Here is a 13522-nt window from a genome sequence, read left to right on the forward strand (position 1 = left end):
CTGGGCCGGGCGCGGCCCATCACTCTTCGAGGGTCGGTACTTTTCGAGCGGCCTGTGCCGATGCGCGGTGAAAGAAAGGGAACGTCACTTGTGGAACGCCCTCATCCGGGAGGCCGCCGCCGTAGGGCGTTCGGTGCGCAGATGCTTCACCGAGGCCGGGCCTGAGCGCGAGACGGCGGTCCAGTCGCTGAAGGCGGCGGGCGCCGCGCTGCTGGCCTGGGCTCTCGCCGGCTGGTGGTGGAACGCGCCGATGGCGCTCCTGGCACCGTGGACCGCGCTGTTCCTGGTGCAGAGCACCGTCTACCGCTCGCTGCTGACCGCTCTGCAGCAGGTCGTGGTGGTCGTCACCGGCACCCTGCTCGCCACCGCCGCCCTCGCGCTGACCCACGACACGATGGCAGCGATGGCGCTGGCCCTGCCGCTGACCGTGCTGCTCGGCAACTACGCGCGGCTCGGCACCCAGGGCCTCTACGCGCCGACGGCCGCGCTGTTCGTCCTCGCCTACGGCACGTACAGCGGCTTCGACATACTGCACCGGCTGCTGGAGACCCTGCTCGGAGCGGCCATCGGGATCGCCGTGAACGCGACCGTCCTGCCGCCGGTCCACTCCGGCCGCGTCCACCATCTGCGCGCCCGGCTGCCGCGGGACTGCGCCCGCCTGCTGCACGAGGTAGCCGACGGCATCGAGACGTCGTACGACGAGGAGCGGGCCCGCGGCTGGTACGACAGCGCGGTGCGGCTGGCCGACGAGGTGACGAAACTGCGGACCGCGCGCCGGTGGTCGGACGAGAGCCACCGCTTCAACCCGGGGCGCAGGATGCGCCGTTCGGCCGCCGCGCCGCCGTCCGCCGAGTGGGACTTCACCTGGGACCGGATCACCGAGCACATCAGGGCGATCACGCGGTCGCTGTCCGAGGCGGTCTCCTACCCGGAGTCCGCACTCGGCGTACCGGGCATCCTGTCGCCGCTCCTGCGGGCGGCGGGTGACGTCCTCGACTGCCGGGACGGCGCGGACGACGGGCATCACCGGGCCCGCCAGTCGCTCCAGGCGGCCGTCGCGGCCCAGGACCGGCTGGCCGCGTTCCTCGCGGAGGGCCGTCAGGAGGCCATGCCCGCTCTCGGCGGTCTGACGGCGGACACGGAGCGCCTGCTGGACGACCTGACCATGGTGGTCGACTCGTGGGACGACGACACCACAGAGGACCGGGCGCGCAGTTCCCCGCGCCCCTGAAAGGCGGGGGCCGAGTGTCGGGTGCGGCGGGAACTCGCCATTCGGTGTCTCGGTGGGTGGTGCGGCAAGGCTCGTCGGTCCAGCATGAGTCCGATCAGGGGCGGTTACAGGGGCGGAGGCCTGCACCTACACTGGCGTCCCGCAGCACACCTGTTTGACCAGCCAGGACCTGTCCGGTCGATCCGGCGAAGCGAGGAGCGACCCGTTGTTCTACTACGTTCTCAAGTACGTGATCCTGGGCCCGCTGTTGCGGCTGGTCTTCCGGCCCCGGATCGAGGGTCTGGAGCACGTACCGGCGACGGGGGCGGCCATCGTCGCGGGCAATCACCTGTCGTTCTCGGACCACTTCCTGATGCCCGCGATCCTCAAGCGGCGCATCACGTTCCTCGCCAAGGCCGAGTACTTCACGGGGCCCGGTCTCAAGGGCCGGCTGACGGCGTTCTTCTTCCGCAGCGCCGGGCAGATCCCGGTGGACCGCTCCGGCAAGGAGGCGGGCAAGGCGGCGATCCGTGAAGGACTCGGCGTCCTGAGCAAGGACGAACTGCTCGGCATCTACCCGGAGGGCACCCGCTCGCACGACGGCCGCCTCTACAAGGGCAAGGTCGGCGTCGCCGTGATGGCGCTCAGGGCCGAGGTGCCCGTCATCCCGTGCGCGATGATCGGCACGTTCGAGGCCCAGCCCCCCGGCCGGAAGATCCCCAAGGTGCACCCCGTGGCGATCCGCTTCGGGGAACCCCTCGACTTCTCCCGCTACGCGGGCATGGAGAACGAGAAGGCAATCCTGCGCGCCATCACCGATGAGATCATGTACGCGATCCTCACCCTCTCCGAGCAGGAGTACGTGGACCGGTACGCGGCCGACGTGAAGGCGGCGGAGGCCGCGGAGAAGGCGAAGTCCCGCAAGTTCCCGCGCCTGCCCCAGCGTTGAGGCTCCGCGCACACCGTCATCCTCTCCTTGGTTGCTGAGCCTTCGACTACGCGTCCGAGGACGCCCGGCTCGCCGAGCAAGGCGCCTGAGGCACGGCACGGGGGAGGGGGCGGCCGCGTGAACGGCCGCCCCCTCCCCCTCCTCGCCTGCCTGCGTTACAGCTATGGCTACGGCTTGGGCGTGGCGTGCGGGGTGCACGTCACGTCGGCCGCGTCGACCTTGCCGGTGAGCAGGTAGGTGTCCACCCGCTCGTTGACGCACGGGTTGGTCAGCCCCGTCACGCCGTGCGAGCCCGCGTCCTTCTCGGTGATCAGACGGGAGCCCTTGAACCGCTTGTGCAGTTCGACGGCGCCTTCGTACGGAGTGGCGGCGTCACGCGTGGACTGCACGATCAGGACGGGCGGCAGACCCTTGCCGGTCTTCACGTTCACCGGGGTCTGCTGCTTGGCGGGCCAGGTCGCGCACGGCAGGTTCAGCCAGGCGTTGGCCCACGTCATGAACGGGTAGTTCTTGTGCAGCTTCGAGTTGTCGCGGTCCCACTTCTTCCAGCTGGTGGGCCACTTGGCGTCGGCGCACTCGACGGCCGTGTAGACGGCGTTGCCGTTCTCCGAGGCGATGTTGCCCGCGGTGTCGGTCAGGTCAGGCGCGGCGGCGTCGACGAGCGCCTGGGTGTCACCGGCGACGTACTTGCTGAAGACGGTCGCGACCGGCACCCACGACGAGTCGTAGTAGGGCGCGCTCTGGAAGAAGCCGATGAGCTCGGCCGGGCCGACGACCCCGCCGATGGGGTTCTTCTTGGCGGTGGCACGCAGCTTCAGCCACTGTTCCTGGACCTCGGCCCGGGTGTCGCCGAGGTGGAAGGCGGCGTCGTTCTTGGCGACCCAGTCCTGCCAGTCCTTCCAGCGCATCTCGAAGGCGACGTCCTGGTCGAGGTTGGCCTCGTACCAGATCTTCTCGCGCGACGGGTTGACGACGCTGTCCGCGATCATGCGGCGCACGTGCGTCGGGTACATGGTGCCGTAGACGGCGGCGATGTACGTGCCGTACGAGACGCCGAGGAAGTTGAGCTTCTTCTCGCCGAGCGCGGCCCGGATGACGTCCAGGTCACGGACGGTGTTCGGGGTCGTCATGTGCGGCAGCATCTCGCCGCTGCGCTCGGCGCAGCCGGCCGCGTACTCGGCGGCGAGCTTGCGCTGGGCGCGCTTGTCGGCCTCGGAGTCGGGCACCGGGTCCATCTTGGGTGCCTTCACGAACTCCTGCGGGTCGATGCAGGAGATGGGCGCCGAGTGGCCGACGCCGCGCGGGTCGAAGCCCACGAAGTCGTACGCCTTCGCGGTGTTCACCCACAGCGGGTTCTTGTTGGTGACCCGGGTCGGGAAGCGCAGTCCGGAGCCGCCGGGGCCGCCCGGGTTGTAGACGAGGGCGCCCTGGCGCTCCGCCTTGGTGCCCGTGTTGCCGATGCGGTCGACGGCGAGCTTGATCTTCTTGCCGTTGGGCTTCGCGTAGTCGAGCGGCACGGTGACCCAGCCGCACTGGATGGGCTTCGCGATCCCCCAGTCCGCCGGACAGTCCTGCCAGTCGATGCCGGCCTTGGCCGCGCGGGCGGCGGCGATCTCGGCGCCGCGCGCCTGGCTGACGTGGCTGTTCTGACCGTGGCGGGATTCCGCGGTGGCCGTCGGAGCCGCGACGGCACCGGCTATGAGTGTCGCGGTGACGAGCGCTCCGGCCGAGCCGAACGCCGTCACCTTTCTCATACCTCTCAAGAGAGTTCTCCCCCTACTGTCGTCGTGGTCAGTACGGGGGATCCTTTCGGCTGTGAGGTACCTGAGAACAGGGGCGATGTGTCTTCTTTGCCAATCCGATAACCGGAACACTTCTGTCCGTTGAGCGGTGATGTTCGTTTCGCGGATGCTTCAGCCCAGTAGCCGCAGGGCCTCGTCGAGGGTGCGGCGCAGCTGGAGCGCGTCGGCGGCGACGGCGGTCACCAGGGCGCCAGGCCCGGCGAGTGGGGCGAGTACGGCGTACTCCCCCAGCAACCGCGTCTCGACCGGCCGCGTCGCGTACTCGGGCCGTACGACGAGCAGCTGGCCGAGTGCGCGATGCCCGGCCAGCACGGCGGGCCCGTCCCAGCCACCGGGTGCCCCGGGCCCGCAGGAGAGCTCCTGGTCGAGCAGCGGCCGCCCGCCGAGCAGCACGGTGAGCCGACTCGTGAGCGACCCTGGCTCCTCACCGACCCGCCCGAGAACCTGCTCCTCGCGGAACGTCAGCCGGGCGCCCGCCGCGAGCTCGACACGTGTCGTGACCTGCAGTCCACTGCCGTTGGCTGAGATCAACTGCTCGGGGAGCCAGCACAGTTCACCGCTGTCCCCCACCGTGAGACGTACGTCGTAACGCGCCTCGCCCTTGGCCTGCCCCGGCAGTGCGATGGTGGCCGCGGCCGACCCGACGTGCAGGCGCGCCCCCTCGGCCACATCGGCCTCCACCGTGAAGTGGTCACCGCCCAGCGGCCCGCTCATCGCCCCGACCAGCATGACGCGGGCTTCGGACCCACCGGCCCGCGTCCGCCGCAGGGCGAGCGGCCCCCCGCTCTCCAGAACGGGCAACGCGGTACCGCCCCGCCCGTCCGGACGGGCCCCGATCCGCGCGACGGCGAGCACGCCCGCCGCCCCGGCCGTCTCTCTCACTCCGCCCACGCGGCGAGCCGCTCCCGCACCCAGGCGGCGACGTCCTTGACACCGTCCTCGGCGCGCAACGACTGGAACACCACCGGCAGTTCGGCCCGCTGTGCCTTCGCGTCGGCGGCCATGCGGCCGAGATCCGACCCCACGTAGGGCGCGAGGTCCGTCTTGTTGATCACGAGCAGGTCGGCGGTGGTGACCCCGGGCCCGCCCTTGCGCGGAATGTCGTCGCCACCCGCGACATCGATCACGAAGATCTGCGCGTCGACGAGGCCCTTGGAGAAGGTCGCCGTCAGATTGTCGCCCCCCGACTCGACGAGGATCAGCTCCAGCGGCCCGACCTCGTCCTCCAGATCCTCGACCGCTTCGAGATTCGCGGAGATGTCGTCACGGATCGCCGTGTGCGGACAGGCCCCGGTCTCGACGGCGGTGATCCGCTCGGGCGGCAGCACGGCCTCCCGCAACAGGAACTCGGCGTCCTCGCGCGTATAGATGTCGTTGGTGACAACGGCCAACGACCACTCGTCGCGCAACGCTCGGCACAGCGCGGCCACGGTGGCGGTCTTCCCGGACCCCACGGGCCCCCCGAGCCCGATCCGCAGAGCCCGCCGCCGCCCGTCGGCCCGACGAGCATCGGCACTGACGGCACCGGGCCCGTCATGGGTGTGGTGATGATCGAGATGCATGACTACAACTCCAACTGTTGTCTTCCAGCCCGTCCGGCTGGTTGCCTTTCAGCCCGTCCGGCGTTTGAGGACGAGCGCGTAAGCGCGATTGCGGGGGCGAGGGGGCGCAGCCCCCATGCGGGACGGGAACGGGTAGGGGCGGCGGGGGCGAAACCCCCTAGGACGCGAACAACCGCACGGCCCAGGCGGCATGCACCTCCGCCCCGATCTCCAACAGCGGAGCACCCCCCGCAGGCAACACCCCCACCCCACCCTCACCCGCACACCGCGCCCCCTCAACCGCCCGATGTGCGACCAGATCAACCTCAGGAGCCAACCGAGCCAACACCCCGGTCGCGTCGAACGGATCCAGACTCAACAACCGCACCACCGCACTCGCCGGCCCACTGACACACTCGTACACGGAGCAGTACGCCGCATCGTCCGCCCCGAGCCCAGCGGCCCGGGCGACCAGCCCGAGGACCACCGGCTGATGCGCACCCTTGGGGAACCGCCCCGCCAACGCGTCGAGTTCGGCGGACGGCCAGGTCGCCCGAGCGGCCCGCATCAACTGCCGCCCGAGCTTGCGCGAGGCGACCCGCAACGCGGGCGAGGGCGTACGCGCGTCCGCGGCACCGTCCAGTTCCACCGGATCGAGCCCGAGTACGGCAGCGGCGGCGAGCGAGGCCGACACGAGCCCGGCGGTGTGCAACCGCCCCCGGCAGAACTCCTCCAGGTCCGCCGCCCCGGTGATCCGGCCGGCCTTGACCGCCGCCTCGGCCCCGCCGGAGTGGGCATGCCCTCCGGCGGGAAACCGGCCGTCGGCCAGCACAAGCAACGCAGCACGCGACATGACGAACCTCGGAACGCTGGGTCGTTGTCGGGCCGGGGCCGATGTCAGCCCCAGCCTCAGGACAGAAGATGCCTCAGAACAGGAAATACCGCTGGGCCATGGGCAGTTCGGCCGCAGGCGTCGCCTCCACCAACTCCCCGTCGATCGTGACGGCGAAGCTGTCGGGATCGACGCGCACCCGCGGCCGCGCGTCGTTCTCCCGCATGTCCGCCTTGGTCACCCCCCGCGTCGACTCGATCGGCACGAACCGCTTCCCGAGCCCGAGCCGCTCCGGCAGCCCGTCCTCGATGGCGATCGGCGCGACGAAGTTGAACGAGTTGGACGCGGGTGCCCGCCCGATCGCCCCGAACATGGGCCGCGGCAGGATCGGCTGAGGCGTCGGGATGGACGCGTTGGCGTCGCCCATCTGCGCGTACGCGATCTGCCCGCCCTTGACGACGAGATGCGGCTTGACCCCGAAGAACGCGGGTTCCCACAGCACGAGGTCGGCGAGCTTGCCGGTCTCGACGGAACCGATCTCACGGGCGAGCCCCTGAGCGATGGCCGGATTGATCGTGTACTTGGCGACATAGCGACGTACACGACGGTTGTCCGCGCGCCCGTCCCCCGGCAGCGCTCCCCGCCGCCGCTTCATGACGTGCGCGGTCTGCCAGGTCCGCATGATGACCTCGCCGACGCGCCCCATGGCCTGGGCGTCGGAGGAGATGATCGAGATCGCGCCGAGGTCGTGCAGGATGTCCTCGGCCCCGATGGTGGTGGGCCGGATCCTGGACTCCGCGAAGGCCAGGTCCTCCGGCACGGCGGCGTTCAGGTGGTGGCAGACCATCAGCATGTCGAGGTGTTCCTCGGCGGTGTTGACGGTGTAGGGCCGGGTCGGGTTGGTCGAACTGGGCAGCACGTGCGCCTCGGACACCACGGTCATGATGTCCGGCGCGTGCCCGCCGCCCGCACCCTCCGTGTGGTACGCGTGGATCGTGCGCCCCGCGATGGCGGCGAGCGTGTCGGCCACGAACCCGGCCTCGTTGAGGGTGTCCGTGTGGATGGCGATCTGGGCGCCGGTCCGGTCCGCGACGGTGAGCGCGGCGTCGATGACGGCGGGCGTGGAGCCCCAGTCCTCGTGGAGCTTGAGGCCGAGCGCGCCGCCGCGCAGCTGCGACAGCATCGCCTCTTCCGAGACGGTGTTGCCCTTGCCCAGCAGCCCGAAGTTGAGCGGGTACTGCTCCATCGCCTCCAGCATCCGGGCGAGGTGCCATGGGCCGGGGGTGACGGTGGTGGCCTTGGACCCCTCGGCGGGTCCGGTGCCGCCGCCGACGAGGGTGGTGATCCCGGAAGCCAGCGCCTCGTCGGCGATCTGCGGACAGATCAGGTGCACATGGGCGTCGATGGCGCCGGCTGTCAGGATGCGCCCGTTGCCCGCGATGATCTCGGTCTCGGGGCCGATGACCAGGTCCGGGTGCACCCCGTCCATGGTGTCGGGGTTGCCGGCCTTGCCGATGCCGGTGATACGGCCGTCGCGGATGCCCACATCGGCCTTGATGATCCCCCAGTGGTCGACGATCACCGCGCCCGTGACGACCGTGTCGGGGGTGCCCTCGGCGCGTGTCGCCCGCGCCTGCCCCATGGACTCCCGGATGACCTTGCCGCCGCCGAACACGGCCTCGTCACCCGCGCGTCCGGGCCCGCCGGAACGATCCTCCTCGATCTCGATCAGGAGGTCGGTGTCGGCGAGCCGGATCCGGTCGCCGGTGGTGGGCCCGAACAGGTCGGAGTAGGCGGCACGCGAGATCTCAGGCATCGAGGGCTCCTCCGGTCTCGCCGCGCAGACCGGGCACGACACGGGCGCCGGCGATCGGGACGAGTTCGACCTCGACGGGGATCCCGGGCTCGAAGCGCACGGCGGCGCCGGCGGCGACGTTCAGCCGCTTGCCGTGTGCGGCGGCGCGGTCGAAGTCGAGGCCGGGGTTGGCCTCGGCGAAGTGGTAGTGGGAACCGACCTGGACGGGCCGGTCGGCGGCGTTGAGGACGGTGAGCCGGGTGACCGCGAGGCCTTCGTTGAAGGCGACCGGCCCGTCGGCGAACAGGATCTCTCCGGGAATCATGGCTGCCGCTCCCCCGTCAGACGATCGGGTCGTGGACGGTGACGAGCTTGGTGCCGTCGGGGAAGGTGGCCTCGACCTGTACGTCGTGGATCATCTCGGGGATGCCCTCCATGACGTCCTCGCGGGTGAGGATCTTGCGTCCGGAGGCCATGAGTTCGGCCACCGTGCGGCCGTCCCGCGCCCCTTCGAGGATGTGCGAGGTGATCAGTGCGACGGACTCGGGGTGGTTCAGCTTCAACCCCCGGGCCCGGCGCTTCTCGGCCACGTCGGCGGCCACATGGATGAGCAGCCTCTCCTGCTCGTGCGGCGTCAGTTGCACGGCTTCCCACCTCACAGTCCTCGCTCCGGACCGTGCGGGGTCCGGCTGCCGCAGCCACCATGCCGGGTCCGACCGCAGTACGTACCTGCCGTGACTGCGACACACGGCCGGAAGACACGCCTGGACGCGCCCTCCGCCCCGAAAACCCCTGGTGACGTGGTGGTGCAGGCTAGTTGCGCAGAGTTTCAGACACGTTAACCGCCCCCACCCGAGCCACGCTCACCCCGACACCCCCCACAAGGGGCGCGGGGAACGGCGCAGGCATTTAGGGGCGCGGGGAACGGCGCAGTCTCTTGAGGGGCGCGGGGAACGGCGCAGGACTACCCCGGCGCCCTCACGCTCATCAACCCCCGCAGCCCATCCTGCAGCACCTCCACCGGCGCGGTACCGAACAGCGCCTGCTGCGCAGCAAACCCCTGCGCCGCAGCAATCAGCGTCCGCGCCACATGCTCCGCAGGAACATCCGCCCGCATCACCCCCGCCTCCTGATACCCCTCGACAACCTTCACCCACGCGTCACGCACCGCGCCGAACCCCTCCCGCAGCAACGCCGACAGCTCACTGTCGCGGAGGGTCTCCGTCCAGACCTGGACCATCAGCCGCGGAAAGGACGCTTCCCCCTCCCAGGTCAGACCGTGCTTCCCCGGACCCCCCAGCCCGAGTACCTGGGTCATGACCAGCCCCACCAGCACGTCGGGCATGGGTGGCGGGGTATGCCGGGCGGCGTCTTCGAAGGCCTCACGGACGCCCCCGAGGACCTCGGTGACGATCGCGGCGATCAGCTCGTCCTTCCCGCTGAAGTAGCGGTACACGGCCCCCGCCGAGAGGTTCACCTCTTTCAGCACGTCCTGCATCGACGTGGCATGGAAGCCGTTGCGGGCGAAGCAGCGGGCCGCGCCGTCGAGGATCTGGCGGCGACGGGCGTCGAGGTGTTCCTGGGATACGCGAGCCATGAACGAAAACTAAAACGAACATTCCTTCTTGACAAGCTCAAGCGTCGGCGTGACAGTGAACCCACAGCTAAAACGAACGATCCTTCTTTTTAGCCGCACTCACTCGAATCGAGGAAAGAAGCATGTCGGCCACCTCCGCTACGCCCGCATCCACGCCCACGTCATCGACGCCGACGCCGACGCCGAGCGCGTCGACACCCCGCCCCGCACAACAGCCTTCGCACCGCCGCCACATGGCGGCGGTCGTCCTGCTGGTCCCGGTCCTGGCGGCGCTCGCCCTGTGGGCCTTCGCCTGGCCCGCGGCCCGTACCGCCCCCCATGACCTGCCGCTCGGCGTGGCGGGCCCGGCGACCGCGACCGCCCAGGTACAGAAGCAACTCGAAGCACACGAGGGCGCCTTCGAGATCCACCACTACACGGACGAGGCCGCCGCCCGGGACGCCATCGAGGACCGGACCGTATACGGCGCGGTCGTCGTCACCGAGCAGGGCCCCAAGCTGCTCACGGCCTCGGCGGCGAGCCCGCTCGTGGCGCAGTCGCTCCAGCAGGCGGTGGCCCAACAGTCGGGCGGCGCCCCGATGGAGACCGTCGACGTCGTACCGGCCTCCGCGGACGACCCGCGCGGCGCGGTCCTGACGTCGAGCGTGCTGCCCATGACGCTGGCCGGTATCGCCGCGGGCGCCGTGGTGACCCTGCTGGGTCTGCGCGGCCGACGCGCGGTCGCCGCGCTGATCGGCGCGGCGGCGGTCGTCGGTACGGTGGCCGCGCTCATCGCGGGCAGCTGGCTCGGCGCCTTCACCGGTAGCTGGTGGCCCGAGGCGGGCGCGCTGGCGCTCTCGACGCTGGCCGTGAGCGCCGCCGTCGCGGGACTCGCGGCGCTGCTCGGCACGCCGGGGATCGGGCTCGGCGCGTTCGTCGTGATGATGCTCGGCAATCCGTTCTCCGGGGCGAGTTCGGCGCCCGAGATGCTGCCGGCGCCGGTCGGCGTGATCGGCCAGTGGCTGCCGCCGGGGGCCGGGGCCTCGCTTCTGCGCTCGGTCTCCTTCTTCGACGGAGCGGCGGCGTCCGGGCCCGCGCTGACGTTGGCGTGGTGGGCGGCGCTGGGGCTCGGGGCGGTGCTGCTGGGCAGCGCGCTGAAGCGGCGCAGGTCGTCCGGGTCGTCGGCCCCTGAGCCGGCCCCCCTCACGTCCTGACCGTCCACGCGACCCGCCCCACAGACCGACCGTGCACCCCCGCAGTAGCGGACGGGGGTGCACGGTCCTTTGCGCTCGCGTTCGACGCGGGGTGCGGGCCGGCGGGTGCCGGCCACGCAGTTCCCCGCCCCTACGACACCCCCGGCCCTCGATGCTCCGCCGCGATTCCGAACCGCTGACGTTCGCCCGGAGCGGACGCGGGCGTGGACGCGACCCCGTGGACGCCGGACACCGCGCTGACCACCTGCTCGTCGCCCACCGCGTCGAGCTTCTCAAGTCGCTCCAGGTCAGCCGCGGACACCAGGGCGACGAGGGGCTTTCCGTGGCGCGTCACGACGACGCGTTCCGCGCCGTACACCACGCGGTTGATCAGGTCGGCGAGCTCAGCCCTGGCTTGCGTCACCGGAATCTCGTAGGCCATGCTCCCCATCATAACGTCATGTACGTCCTGTACATTTTTTACAGGACCTCTCCCGGAGGAGGCGTGTGTCATGACCCGACCGCCCGCCCGACCGTCCGCCCGCCACGTCCTGCCCGAGTTCACCGAGCGCACCAGTTCGGGGACGAGGACCATGGACCCGTACTCCAAGCTCCTCGAAGAGCGGATCGTGTTTCTCGGGACGCCGATCGACGACACGTCCGCGAACGACGTGATGACCCAGTTCACGCACCTGGAGTACCAGGCACCCGACCGGGACATCTCGCTCTACATCAACTCCCCCGGCGGCTCCTTCAGCGCGATGGCGGCCGTCTACGACACGATGCGGTTCGTCAGCTGCGAGGTGGAGACCGTCTGCCTCGGGCAGGCCGCGTCGGCCGCCGCGGTGCTGCTCGCGGCCGGCGCACCGGGCAAGCGGTACGCGCTCCCGGGCGCCCGCGTCCTGATCCATCAGCCGTCCCTGTCCGAGCCGGTCCAGGGACAGGCGTCCGACCTGGCCATCCAGGCCGACGAACTGCTGCGTACCCGCGCCCGAATGGAGGAGATGCTGGCCCTGCACACGGGGCAGAGCCGGGAGCGGATCGGCGCGGACATCGAACGGGACAAGATCCTCGACGCCCGCCAGGCCCTGGAGTACGGCCTGGTCGACCGGATCATCCCCAGCCGCAAGGCCACCCTCGGCGCGTCCGACACACCCGGCGCGTCCGGCACCTCCAGCCCGTCCGGCGCATCCCACGCCCCCGGCACATCCGACGCACCCGGCGCGGGGTGATCCGTCGATGCTTCCACCCGAGTTGCCTCCGCTGCCGGCCCTGACGCGGGCCGAGGGCGAGCTGATCGACCGCTATCTGGAGGTGGTCGACCTGCTCGGCCGGATCAACCCGGCACACTCCGGCGACACCTACCGCGGACTGCGCGCGGCCCAGGCGCTGGTCGGCAGGGCCACCGCGCTGCGCGACGCCCTGACCCTGATGCACCAACGGGGCGAACACGAGCTGCACGCGGCAACCCTGGCCCGCGCTCTGCGCGTCCTCGACGGTGAGCGCAGGGCGGGCCGGGTCGCCCTGCCGCCCGACTCTGACACCTGACGTACGCACACGGCCCCGGCCTCACGCAGGCACTTGACGAGGCGTCCGCACGGGAGTTGAAACGGACCAGAAGGCGTACCCCCGGTTGGCGTATTCGGAACTGCTCCCGCAGGCCCCCGGGAGTTGCGCAACGCGCGTACGTCCGGGGCGGAATCAACCATTCCGGTGCTGGTGCGAGGGTCCTTGAGGCTCTCGACGCCCAGCCGTAGAAAGGGCTGTCCACCCGAACGGGTGAGTGGTGAGTAAGCCCACAAATCGCCGATTCCGCTCGGCTTTTGGGACATCAGTGCGTCAAGATCCCTGCGACGACAAGCCCCCGCCACAAGAGGCGGGGCGGTCCGGGCGGACGCCGAGTCCTGCCGCTGCCCGGATGACCGGTCGACAGAAGTGCATCGGCAGGAGTGGAGGACCCAGGCACGACGGGCCGCCGGAGAGATCCGAGTGGTCCTTGGGGTGAAGCCGCAGCTGCGGCCGGGCAACTTCGCCAGCCCGAATCCGACAGGTCATCCTTCACAGGCGGCTGACGAAGGGTTGCGCATGACTGCGCTCAATCGTGTCCCGTCGCTGTTCAGCAGGGCCGGTACCGCATCGGTTCTCACCATCGCCGCCGTAGGCGGCGGCATAGTGGCCCCCGGCTTCGCGACCGACGCGGAAGCGGCCACGCCCGCGACGAAGGCACTCAAGGTGGCGGCCTCCAAGAAGGGTGCCCCGTACAAGTACGGGGCCGCGGGGCCCAAGCGCTTCGACTGCTCCGGCCTCACGCTGTACTCGTTCAAGAAGGTCGGCAAGAAGCTGCCCCGCACGGCCGCGGCCCAGTACAACAAGACGAAGCACGTCTCCTCCTCGAACCGCAAGCAGGGGGACCTGGTCTTCTTCCACTCGGGCCGGAACGTCTACCACGTAGGCATCTACGCCGGAAAGGGACGGATCTGGCACTCCCCGAAGACCGGGGACGTGGTGAAGCTCCAGAAGATCTGGACGAAGAGCGTCTGGTACGGCCGGGTCAGGTGATCCGCCCACGGGGTGGCCGTGGCGCTCACCACGGCCACCCCGTGCGGAACCCGGCACCTCGTGCG

At 70.5% G+C, this 13522-nt stretch carries 15 protein-coding genes and 1 riboswitch; of the genes, 6 read left to right on the forward strand and 9 right to left on the reverse strand.

Annotated elements, in window-relative coordinates; genetic code table 11:
- Nucleotides 1-88 precede the first annotated feature (88 nt).
- Nucleotides 89-1231, forward strand: a complete 1143-nt coding sequence (locus IE278_RS20410) for an aromatic acid exporter family protein (protein WP_189774330.1) — start codon at nt 89-91, stop codon at nt 1229-1231.
- Between the two features lie 205 nt (nt 1232-1436).
- Nucleotides 1437-2159 (forward strand): lysophospholipid acyltransferase family protein, encoded by a 723-nt coding sequence (locus IE278_RS20415; protein ID WP_189774332.1) that lies wholly within the window; start codon nt 1437-1439, stop codon nt 2157-2159.
- A 167-nt stretch (nt 2160-2326) separates the two neighbouring features.
- On the opposite strand, the gene IE278_RS20420 is transcribed toward IE278_RS20415, so the two are convergent.
- The 8 genes from IE278_RS20420 to IE278_RS20455 all read right to left on the reverse strand — a co-directional run bounded on the left by IE278_RS20420 (nt 2327) and on the right by IE278_RS20455 (nt 9726).
- On the reverse strand, nt 2327-3913 hold the full coding sequence (locus IE278_RS20420) for an alpha/beta hydrolase (RefSeq protein WP_189774334.1): 1587 nt from the start codon (nt 3911-3913) through the stop codon (nt 2327-2329).
- 159 nt (nt 3914-4072) lie between these two features.
- Nucleotides 4073-4852 carry an urease accessory protein UreD gene (locus IE278_RS20425; RefSeq protein ID WP_189774336.1) on the reverse strand — a complete coding sequence of 260 codons (780 nt, stop codon included), beginning with the start codon at nt 4850-4852 and terminating at the stop codon, nt 4073-4075.
- Entirely contained in the window at nt 4840-5523 is a 684-nt protein-coding gene (gene ureG, locus IE278_RS20430) for an urease accessory protein UreG (RefSeq protein ID WP_189774339.1), read from the reverse strand. Before ureG ends, IE278_RS20425 begins: the two co-directional genes overlap by 13 nt.
- Nucleotides 5524-5680: 157 nt before the next feature.
- Nucleotides 5681-6355 (reverse strand): urease accessory protein UreF, encoded by a 675-nt coding sequence (locus IE278_RS20435; protein ID WP_189774341.1) that lies wholly within the window; start codon nt 6353-6355, stop codon nt 5681-5683.
- 73 nt (nt 6356-6428) lie between these two features.
- On the reverse strand, nt 6429-8150 hold the full coding sequence (locus IE278_RS20440; protein WP_189774342.1) for an urease subunit alpha: 1722 nt from the start codon (nt 8148-8150) through the stop codon (nt 6429-6431).
- On the reverse strand, nt 8143-8454 hold the full coding sequence (locus IE278_RS20445; RefSeq protein WP_189774345.1) for an urease subunit beta: 312 nt from the start codon (nt 8452-8454) through the stop codon (nt 8143-8145). Before IE278_RS20445 ends, IE278_RS20440 begins: the two co-directional genes overlap by 8 nt.
- Before the next feature lie 16 nt (nt 8455-8470).
- The gene (locus IE278_RS20450; protein ID WP_107018782.1) at nt 8471-8773 is read right to left on the reverse strand and encodes an urease subunit gamma; all 303 of its coding nucleotides are present in this window, start codon (nt 8771-8773) and stop codon (nt 8471-8473) included.
- A gap of 320 nt (nt 8774-9093) precedes the next feature.
- Nucleotides 9094-9726 (reverse strand): TetR/AcrR family transcriptional regulator, encoded by a 633-nt coding sequence (locus tag IE278_RS20455; RefSeq protein ID WP_189774347.1) that lies wholly within the window; start codon nt 9724-9726, stop codon nt 9094-9096.
- A gap of 233 nt (nt 9727-9959) precedes the next feature.
- On the opposite strand from IE278_RS20455, the gene IE278_RS20460 reads away from it, so the two are divergent.
- Nucleotides 9960-10919 (forward strand): ABC transporter permease, encoded by a 960-nt coding sequence (locus IE278_RS20460; RefSeq protein ID WP_189774349.1) that lies wholly within the window; start codon nt 9960-9962, stop codon nt 10917-10919.
- A 130-nt stretch (nt 10920-11049) separates the two neighbouring features.
- On the opposite strand, the gene IE278_RS20465 is transcribed toward IE278_RS20460, so the two are convergent.
- Nucleotides 11050-11340 carry a type II toxin-antitoxin system Phd/YefM family antitoxin gene (locus IE278_RS20465; RefSeq protein ID WP_189774351.1) on the reverse strand — a complete coding sequence of 97 codons (291 nt, stop codon included), beginning with the start codon at nt 11338-11340 and terminating at the stop codon, nt 11050-11052.
- Between the two features lie 70 nt (nt 11341-11410).
- On the opposite strand from IE278_RS20465, the gene IE278_RS20470 reads away from it, so the two are divergent.
- The 3 genes from IE278_RS20470 to IE278_RS20480 all read left to right on the forward strand — a co-directional run bounded on the left by IE278_RS20470 (nt 11411) and on the right by IE278_RS20480 (nt 13457).
- Complete coding sequence (locus tag IE278_RS20470) at nt 11411-12130, forward strand: ATP-dependent Clp protease proteolytic subunit (RefSeq protein ID WP_189774353.1); 720 nt, start codon at nt 11411-11413, stop codon at nt 12128-12130.
- Between the two features lie 7 nt (nt 12131-12137).
- Nucleotides 12138-12446: a hypothetical protein gene (locus IE278_RS20475; RefSeq protein ID WP_189774355.1), complete on the forward strand. Its 309-nt coding sequence runs from the start codon at nt 12138-12140 to the stop codon at nt 12444-12446.
- A 378-nt stretch (nt 12447-12824) separates the two neighbouring features.
- Nucleotides 12825-12980, forward strand: a riboswitch (cyclic di-AMP (ydaO/yuaA leader).
- A 3-nt stretch (nt 12981-12983) separates the two neighbouring features.
- On the forward strand, nt 12984-13457 hold the full coding sequence (locus tag IE278_RS20480) for a C40 family peptidase (RefSeq protein WP_189774356.1): 474 nt from the start codon (nt 12984-12986) through the stop codon (nt 13455-13457).
- Nucleotides 13458-13522 lie beyond the last annotated feature (65 nt).

The sequence above is a fragment of the Streptomyces tauricus genome, from assembly GCF_014650955.1.
GTDB lineage: Bacteria > Actinomycetota > Actinomycetes > Streptomycetales > Streptomycetaceae > Streptomyces > Streptomyces tauricus.

Excerpts from the sequence above, each read along its gene's own strand:
- IE278_RS20460 (WP_189774349.1), top strand. The coding sequence starts at position 9,960 with ATGGCGGCGGTCGTCCTGCTGGTCCCGGTCCTGGCGGCGCTCGCCCTG.
- IE278_RS20420 (WP_189774334.1), bottom strand. The coding sequence starts at position 3,913 with ATGAGAAAGGTGACGGCGTTCGGCTCGGCCGGAGCGCTCGTCACCGCG.
- IE278_RS20455 (WP_189774347.1), bottom strand. The coding sequence starts at position 9,726 with ATGGCTCGCGTATCCCAGGAACACCTCGACGCCCGTCGCCGCCAGATC.
- ureG (WP_189774339.1), bottom strand. The coding sequence starts at position 5,523 with ATGCATCTCGATCATCACCACACCCATGACGGGCCCGGTGCCGTCAGT.
- IE278_RS20465 (WP_189774351.1), bottom strand. The coding sequence starts at position 11,340 with ATGGCCTACGAGATTCCGGTGACGCAAGCCAGGGCTGAGCTCGCCGAC.
- IE278_RS20480 (WP_189774356.1), top strand. The coding sequence starts at position 12,984 with ATGACTGCGCTCAATCGTGTCCCGTCGCTGTTCAGCAGGGCCGGTACC.
- IE278_RS20470 (WP_189774353.1), top strand. The coding sequence starts at position 11,411 with ATGACCCGACCGCCCGCCCGACCGTCCGCCCGCCACGTCCTGCCCGAG.
- IE278_RS20475 (WP_189774355.1), top strand. The coding sequence starts at position 12,138 with ATGCTTCCACCCGAGTTGCCTCCGCTGCCGGCCCTGACGCGGGCCGAG.
- IE278_RS20445 (WP_189774345.1), bottom strand. The coding sequence starts at position 8,454 with ATGATTCCCGGAGAGATCCTGTTCGCCGACGGGCCGGTCGCCTTCAAC.
- IE278_RS20440 (WP_189774342.1), bottom strand. The coding sequence starts at position 8,150 with ATGCCTGAGATCTCGCGTGCCGCCTACTCCGACCTGTTCGGGCCCACC.
- IE278_RS20435 (WP_189774341.1), bottom strand. The coding sequence starts at position 6,355 with ATGTCGCGTGCTGCGTTGCTTGTGCTGGCCGACGGCCGGTTTCCCGCC.